Here is a 7394-nt window from a genome sequence, read left to right on the forward strand (position 1 = left end):
CGGAACCGGCGGCCCCCGATGGGGACCGCCGGTTCACCGGGGAGGTGCGGTGCTCAGTTCCAGCCGGGGGTGGTGCCGCACTTGGCCTTCTGGGTCAGGCAGACCTTGACCAGGTCGGACAGCTTTTTCGGGTCCCAGGCGTTCATGAAGTCGCCGTGGATCGAGGAGGCCATGCCGGAGGACAGCTTCAGGCCGTCGCCGCCGAGCGTGTCGTAGCCGAGCATGAACGACAGGTTCGGGACCGCGACCGGGTAGTCACCCTGGCACTTGCCGTCGACCGCGTTGGCCATGTGCGACTTGTGGTCCGGCGAGTCGATGTTCTTGCCGTCCCAGCAGTCCTTGAACGTCAGCTGGTAGATCAGGTTGCCGCCGGCGGCGCACTTGGGCCAGTTGCCGTCGGCGCTGCGGCCGATCTCGGCGCTGCCGGCGCACCAGAACTGGCCGTTCTTGCCCTTGGGGGTGGCTTCCTGCAGCTTGGCGTCGCCCTGCACGATGCGCAGGCCGGGCGGGAACGGCTTGGTGACCGACGGGTCGGCGAGACGGGAGCCGTAGTAGACCCGGAAGCCCTGCATGGGTACGGTCTTGCCGTCCTGGGTCAGCGTCGGCGCCCAGTACGCGCTGAAGTCACCGGGGGCGTCACAGTTCGTCCTGGTGGTGAGCAGATCCTCGTTTGTCGTGCTCGCGTCGATCTTCTCCGGCCCGAAGAACGTGTGCATGTGCGATGCGCCCGGCATGTTCGGGAAGACGATCGGGTCGACCGGCGCCTCGACCGTGGCCTTGCAGTTGGTCTGGAACTCCGCCACCCGGACGATGTCGCCGGGGACCTTCTGCAGCGGCACCGAGTCGAAGTAGTCCAGCTCGGCCTGCCACTTCGCCTGGTCGACCGGAACGAACCCGGCCGGGGAGGTGGGCGCGGACGACGTAGGTGAGGACGAAGCGGGTGAGGACGAGGGAGCCGAAGAAGGAGCAGCCGACGACGGGGAGGGCGACGGGGACGCGGGAGAAGCCGGCCCGAGGGTGAACCAGTTGATGTTGACGAAGTCGCTCTGCTGGGTGCTCTTGGCGACCGCGAACACCGTCTGCTTGCCGCTGGGCACGGCCGACGCCCGCGCGGTGACCGTGGTCCACTTCTGCCAGCCGCCGGTCGAGGAGACCTTGAACGTGCCGAGCAGCTTGCCGGTCTGCGACCCGAGGTGCAGCTCGATGCTCCCGCCGGTCCTGTTGTCGGCGGCGACCCGGGCGGTCAGGTCGGTGCCGGTGATCGACACGTTGTCGAAGCGCAGCCAGTCACCGTTCGACACCCAGCCGACGTTCTTGCCGCCGTCCTTGTCGCCGGTGCCCTCGGTCTGGGTGCCGGACTGGGCCGCGAACGCCTCCGCCTGCAGCCGGCCCGGGACGACGACCTCGGCGGCGCTGGCGTTGGCGATGTAGACGCCGCTGCCACCCACCGTCACGGCCACCGCCGCCGCGAGCGCGAGGCGGGTGCGGCGGCGGCGCTTCTTCACCGGGTCCTGGGGTGCGACATGCAAGCTATTCCGCATTGCTTCAATCCTTCGGGTCTGCACGACACAGCGTTTCCGGGAAGGAGTATGCGGAGGTCAGAGCGCTTGTTTCAACTCACGAAAGAAGAATTAAGAGGGGCCGGAACAATGGCCCCTGGTCGCCGCCGGACGAGCTTTCGATAACATTTTCTCCGGCCCTGTTCCTTAAATCTTCCTTAAGAGGCGGGCGGTCAGGCCGGCGGCGTCCGCGTTGACCAGCGTGCCCCGCTCGACCACCGGGGCACCGTTCACCAGGGCCAGTTCCACCGGGGCGGCCGGGCCGAGCACCAGCGCCGCGACCTTGTCGCCGATGCCCGCGTGACCCAGCCCGTCGAGGCGCCAGAGCACGAGATCGGCCAGCTTACCCACCTCGATGCTGCCGATGTCGTCCTGCCGGCCCAGCAGGCGCGCGCCACCCAGCGTGCCGAGCCGCAGCGACTCCCGTGCGGTCAGCGCCGTCGGGCCGCCGCGCAGCCTCGCCACGTACAGTGCCTGGCGCAGCTCTTCGCCCAGGTGGGAGGCCTCCTGGGAGGCCGCGCCGTCCACCCCCAGCCCGACCGGGACGCCGGCGTCGAGCAGGTCCCGGACCCGGGCCAGACCCGCACCGAGGCGGGCGTTGGAACTCGGGCAGTGCGCGACCCCCGTACCCGTCGCGGCCAGTTTCGCCACCGACGCGTCGTCGAGGTGGACGCCGTGCGCGAGCCACACGTCCTCCCCCAGCCAGCCGAGTCGTTCGGCGTACTCCACCGGCGTGCAGTCGAACTTCTCCCGGCAGAAATCGTCCTCGTCGTCGGTCTCCGCGAGATGGGTGTGCAACCGCACGCCCTTGCGCCGGGCGAGCGCCGCGGCCTCGGTCATCAGCCGCTCGGTCACCGAGAACGGCGAGCACGGCGACACCCCGATCCGCAGCATCGACTCCGGCGACGGGTCGTGCCAGCGGTCGATCGCCGCCTCGGTGGCCGCGAGGGCCTCGTCGGTGTCCTCGACCACGTTGTCCGGCGGGAGCCCGCCCTGGGACTGCCCGAGGTCCATCGAACCGCGGGTCGGGTGGAACCGCAGCCCGATCTCGCGGGCCGCGAGGATCTCCGCCTCCAGCACGTCGCCACCGTCGCGAGGGAACACGTAGTGGTGGTCCATGCTGGTCGTGCAGCCGGACAGCGCCAGCCAGCCGAGCGCCGCCCCGGCCGCCGCGCCGACGGTCTCTGCGTCGATCCGGCCCCAGATCGGGTACAACGTCTGCAGCCAGCCGAACAGCGTGCTGTCGGTGGCCAGCCCCCGGGTGGCCCACTGGTACAGGTGGTGGTGCGTGTTGACCAGACCGGGAGTGATCAGGCAGCCGTCGCCGTCGACCCGCCGCCCCGCGCCGGCGTAGGACCCGGGGCCGACCGCGGCGATCCGGCCGTCGTCGCCGACCACCACGTGCCCGTCGGCGTACTCGGTGCCGGCCGCGTCCACGGTCGCGACGGCGCAGTTCTCGATGATGATCACAAATACCACTCCACCAGCGCCGGCGGCGCGTCGTCACGGGTCACGGTTCCCTCGATCAATCCGTACGGCCGGTCGCCCGCCATGAACACCTCACCCGGGTTCTCCAGGTCGAACCGGGACAGGTCGACCAGGTAGTGATGCTTGTTCGGCAGCGCCAGCCGGATCTCGGCGATCCCCGGGAAATCGGTGATCACCCGCTTGCCCATCGCGTACAGGGTCTGCTGCAGCGAATAGCTGTGGGTCGTCACGAACGCGTGCACCAGCGCGTCCTTGACCGCCTCGACATCGGCGACGCCGGCGCTGTGCCGCCAGGACGCGGTCACCGACGTGGCCAGGATGCGGTCGGTGGTCTCGGGAAGCGTCGTGTAGCGGTCCCGCGGGAAGCCGTGGAACTCCGAGTCGGTGGTGTTCATGACCACCAGGTCCCGCAGACCCGAGACGACCTGGGAACCGGAGGACGACACATCGACCACCGCCGTACGGACGAAGTCGCCCGCCCGCCGGAACGAATGCGGCCCGATCCGCTCCCACCCGAACGACTCGATGCCGATCCGGGCATGCGTGATCTGCGGCTGCGTCTGCACGAAGTGCCGCCCCAGCAGCAGAGCGAACTCCTCCGGCGAGGCGACACCGTGCTCCCGCGCGAACGCGTACACCGTGTTCTTCATCGTGTCGGTCGGCAGCACGCCGGCGTTGTCCCCGCTCAGATGCGTCGCCGACAGCTCCCCGGACAGCGCGACGCTCACGTTCAGGTCCGCCAGGCCGTGCGTGTCACCGTCCCGGGTGACCCGCACCAGCCGGGTCTCCGCCTTGCCGTAACGGTTCGGTCCCAGCACGATCGCCACGCGCGTCAGCTCCCTCGATAGGTGGTGTAGCCGTACCTGCTCAACAACAACGGCACGTGATAGTGCCGGTGCGGGTCGTGCACACGGAACGCCACGGAGATCTCGGGGAAGAACGCGTCCGCGCCGAGATAGGGCTCCACCGCGAACGTCAGCCGGTAGCCCCCGGCCGGCACCGCCACCGCGAACCGCACCCGCCCGTCTGCGTCGGTGCGACCGGAATCGGTCAGTCCTTCGCCGTCCAGGCGCACCGCCACGTCGCGGGCCGGCTCACCGGTCACCGTGTCCAGGATGTGCGTGGAGATCGTCGCGCCGCCGTCAGCCGAGCTCATCGAGCATCCTCTCCAGTCGCAGCACCGCGATCCGGGCCAGCTGGTCCGCCACGACCGTCCGCTCGGCCGCCTCGTCGTTGCCCAGCCGCTGTTTCGCCGCGGCCAGGATCTCCGCCTGCGACCGGCCACTCGCGAAGATCAGGAACACGTGCCCGAACTTCTCCTCGTACGCCCGGTTGACCGCGACCAGCTCCGCCTTCGTGGCGTCGTCCGCGGTGGACGCCGCCGTCGACTGCTCCCGCCGCGACCACGCCGCCTCCTTGGCAGCACCCTCGGCGCGCTCCCCGATCCGCGGGTGCGCGGACAGGCCCTTGAGGACCTCGTCCCAGCTCAACCCCCGCACGAGAGCGCCGGCCGCGTGCAGAAGAGCTTCCCGCGACGGGTACGGGCGCCCGGCCGTCACCGCCGCACCCCAGGCCGGCGCGGCACACACGGCCAGCAGCTCCGCCTCGAGCTCGGCCGCGGGAAGGGCGTCGAAGTCGTTCATCGAGCCAGTCAAGCAGCCCGGCAACGGATCTTCCACGCCTACGCGCCGATTTAACACACGCTCTGTTCGTGGGGGACGATGGGTTGATGTTGATCGCCGTGGACGACCTGCCGGACCTGCCGATCCGGTCCGTCCTGCCCGAGGTCACCGCGGCGCTCGCGGCACCCGGGGCCGCCGTGCTGGTGGCCCCGCCCGGCACCGGGAAGACGACGGTGGTCCCGCTGGTCCTGGCCGATCCCGGCAGCGGCCTCGTGGTGGTCGCCGAACCCCGCCGGGTCGCCGCCCGGGCGGCCGCCCGGCGGATGGCGTCCCTGCTCGGCGAGGAGGTGGGCGGCCTGGTCGGCTATTCAGTACGCGGAGACCGCCGCGTCTCCGCCCGGACCCGCGTGGAGGTCGTGACCACCGGGGTGCTCGTCCGCCGCCTGCACCGCGACCCGGAACTCGCCGGCACCACCGCGGTCGTCCTCGACGAGTGCCACGAACGCCACCTCGACACCGACCTCGCGCTCGCGTTCCTGATCGAGGTCCGGGCGGCGCTGCGCCCCGACCTCAGCCTGCTCGCCACGTCCGCGACCGCCGACTCCGACCGGCTGTCCCAGATCCTCGGCGACGCGCCCGTGGTGACCGCGTCCGCCGCGATCTTCCCGGTCGAGGTGCACTGGTGCCCGCCACCGAAACCGGTCAAGCCCGCACTCGGCCTGCGCGTCGACCCGCTGCTGCTCGACCACGTCGCCACCACGGTCCGGCGCGCGCTGGCCGACGGCGACGGCGACGTGCTCGTCTTCCTGCCCGGCGCCCGCGAGATCGAGACGGTGGCCGGCAGACTGCGCGGCGCCGGTGCCACCGTCGTCGCCCTGCACGGCCGCCTGACCGGCCTGGCCCAGGACGCCGCGCTGCGCCCCGGCCCGGAACGCCGCGTGGTGCTGGCCACCGCGGTCGCGGAGAGCAGCCTGACCGTCCCCGGTGTCCGCGCGGTCGTCGACGCCGGGCTCAGCCGGGTGCCGCGTACCGATCACAACCGCGGCCTGGGCACCCTCGTCACCGTCCCGGTGTCCCGCGCCGGAGCCGTCCAGCGGGCCGGCCGGGCCGGGCGTGAGGCCCCCGGGCGCGTCTACCGTTGCTGGTCGCAGGCTCAGCACGACCGGCTCCCGGCCCAGCCCGAACCGGAGGTCGCGGCGGCGGACCTCACCAGCTTCGCCCTCGATCTGGCCCTGTGGGGCCACCCGGACGGCACCGGTCTCGCCCTGCCCGACCAGCCCCCGGCCGGAGCGCTGCAGGCGGCCCGGTCCACCCTGCGCGACCTCGGCGCGACCGACGACAGCGGCCGGGTCACCCCGCGCGGCCGCTCCCTCGCCGACGCCGGCCTGCACCCCCGCCTGGCCCGGGCCCTGCTCGACGGCGCCCCCGAGGTCGGCAACCGGCGAGCGGCCGAGATCGTCGCGCTCCTCGACGGCGACCGCACCTCCGACGACGTGGCCGTAGCCTGGCGCCGGGCCCGCAACGACCGCGACGGCGCCTGGCAGTCCGAGGTCCGCCGCCTCACCGCCGCCCTGGACCGCAACACCGGCACCTCGACGCCACGTACCCACCTCACCGATGATCTCGCGGCTGGGCTGGTGGTCGGGCTCGCGTACCCGGAAAGGGTCGCTCGGGCACGGGAGGCCGGCTCCCGGTCGTACCTGATGGCCGGCGGGACCGAGGCGGAGCTGCACGGCGGCAGCAACCTCGCCGGGACGACCTGGCTCGCCGTCGCCGACGCGGACCGCGCACCGGGCGCACGCACCGCCCGCATCCGCAGCGCCGCCCCGCTCGACGAGGCCACCGCCCGCGAAGCCGCGTCGACCCTGGCCCGCACCGACACCGAGATCGGCTGGATCGACGGCGACGTGGTCGCCCGCCGCGCCGACCGCCTCGGCGCGATCACCCTGGTCGAACGCCGCATCGACAACCCGGATCCGGCCCTGGTGCAGCAGGCCCTGCGCGATGGCCTGCGCCGCGAAGGCCTCGGCCTGCTGACCTGGTCCCGCACCGCGACCGAGCTGCGGCAACGCCTGGCGTTCGCCCAGGCCGCCCTCGGCGACCCCTGGCCGGAGGTGTCGGATGAGGCCCTCGCCGAAACCGACTGGCTCGACCTGCGCCGTGCCCGCCGCCGCGCCGATCTCGCCAGACTCGACCTCGCGACCGCCCTGCGCGACCTGCTGCCCTGGCAGGTGGCCGGCCGCCTCGACGAGGTCGCCCCGGAACGCCTCCCGGTCCCCAGTGGATCCAAGATCCGCGTCGACTACACCGACCCGGACGCCCCGGTGCTCGCGGTCAAACTCCAGGAGACCTTCGGCTGGCAGAACGCCCCCCGCCTGGCCGACGGCCGCATCCCGGTACGCCTGCACCTGCTCTCCCCGGCGGGCCGCCCGCTGGCCGTGACCAGCGACCTGGCATCGTTCTGGGCCACCGGGTATCCCCAGGTCCGAGGCGAGATGCGCGGCCGATACCCCCGCCACCCCTGGCCCGAGAACCCGGCCGAGACCCCACCGACGCGCCGCCTCAACCCCCGCGCCCGCTGAACCCGCTCCCCATGGTCGAGGGCGGAGCCGGCCGAGGGTTGCCCTAGGTGTGATGTCCGGTGAGGTTGGTCAACCGTGTGATGGGTGGCAGGCCGCCGATGGCGGTGTGGGGTCGGTGATGGTTGTAATCGTGCAGGAAGGCC

General features: G+C 72.2%; 6 protein-coding genes. 1 reads left to right on the top strand and 5 read right to left on the bottom strand.

Annotated elements, in window-relative coordinates; genetic code table 11:
* Positions 1-53 precede the first annotated feature (53 nt).
* From ACIA6A_RS34275 to uraD, 5 genes are all read right to left on the bottom strand, one after another.
* Positions 54-1541 carry a DUF1996 domain-containing protein gene (locus ACIA6A_RS34275; protein ID WP_396102123.1) on the bottom strand — a complete coding sequence of 496 codons (1488 nt, stop codon included), beginning with the start codon at positions 1539-1541 and terminating at the stop codon, positions 54-56.
* A 165-nt stretch (positions 1542-1706) separates the two neighbouring features.
* Complete coding sequence (locus ACIA6A_RS34280) at positions 1707-3029, bottom strand: 8-oxoguanine deaminase (protein WP_396102124.1); 1323 nt, start codon at positions 3027-3029, stop codon at positions 1707-1709.
* On the bottom strand, positions 3026-3874 hold the full coding sequence (pucL, locus tag ACIA6A_RS34285) for a factor-independent urate hydroxylase (protein WP_396102125.1): 849 nt from the start codon (positions 3872-3874) through the stop codon (positions 3026-3028). Before pucL ends, ACIA6A_RS34280 begins: the two co-directional genes overlap by 4 nt.
* Before the next feature lie 5 nt (positions 3875-3879).
* Positions 3880-4203: a hydroxyisourate hydrolase gene (gene uraH, locus ACIA6A_RS34290; protein ID WP_396102126.1), complete on the bottom strand. Its 324-nt coding sequence runs from the start codon at positions 4201-4203 to the stop codon at positions 3880-3882.
* The gene (gene uraD, locus ACIA6A_RS34295) at positions 4190-4690 is read right to left on the bottom strand and encodes a 2-oxo-4-hydroxy-4-carboxy-5-ureidoimidazoline decarboxylase (protein WP_396102127.1); all 501 of its coding nucleotides are present in this window, start codon (positions 4688-4690) and stop codon (positions 4190-4192) included. Before uraD ends, uraH begins: the two co-directional genes overlap by 14 nt.
* 86 nt (positions 4691-4776) lie before the next feature.
* Here uraD and hrpB point away from each other — a divergent pair, with 86 nt between their 5' ends.
* A complete protein-coding gene (gene hrpB, locus ACIA6A_RS34300) occupies positions 4777-7251 on the top strand; it encodes an ATP-dependent helicase HrpB (RefSeq protein WP_396102128.1) in 2475 nt (824 codons plus the stop codon).
* Positions 7252-7394 lie beyond the last annotated feature (143 nt).

The organism is Actinoplanes sp. NPDC051494, assembly GCF_044454705.1.
GTDB lineage: Bacteria > Actinomycetota > Actinomycetes > Mycobacteriales > Micromonosporaceae > Actinoplanes.